We start from the raw sequence: 399 nt of genomic DNA, 5'->3' as shown, positions 1-399 counted from the left end.
AGGAATAGAGTGAAATGCTTAGCAAAAAGCGATCAATGAGTTTCGCAAAACGTACCCTGCTATCTGTGTCGTTATCTTTAGTGAGTGGTCTATCATTCGCTAAGATGTACGAATTACCAGAGGATGGAAGCCGTTTAATTGGTCGCCTTGAAAACCACGTCGTTCAAGAAGGCGAAACCATGGCAAATATCGCTAAGCTCTACGATGTGGGTATGCTAGGTTTAATGGCCGCAAACAAAGGCGTGGATCCCTTCTTACCAGAAGAGGGGCATGTTCTTACTATTCCGACACAGCTAATCCTCCCAGACGTACCTTATAAAGGTATCGTTATTAATCTAGCCGAGCTGCGCTTATATTACTTTCCGAAAGGAGAGGATATTGTCCATGTATTTCCTAGAT

At 43.4% G+C, this 399-nt stretch carries 1 protein-coding gene; it reads left to right on the top strand.

Going from position 1 to position 399, the window contains the following annotated elements; translation table 11 throughout:
* Positions 1-35: 35 nt before the first annotated feature.
* The coding region (locus EBL85_RS16930; RefSeq protein WP_223806204.1) for a LysM peptidoglycan-binding domain-containing protein at positions 36-399 on the top strand (364 nt) is incomplete at its 3' end.

It is taken from the genome of Marichromatium sp. AB32, assembly GCF_003718675.1.
GTDB classification, from domain to species: Bacteria; Pseudomonadota; Gammaproteobacteria; order Chromatiales; family Chromatiaceae; genus Marichromatium; species Marichromatium gracile.
Note: the sequence above shows the minus strand (reverse complement) of the source record. Positions and strands in the feature narration are given on the sequence as shown.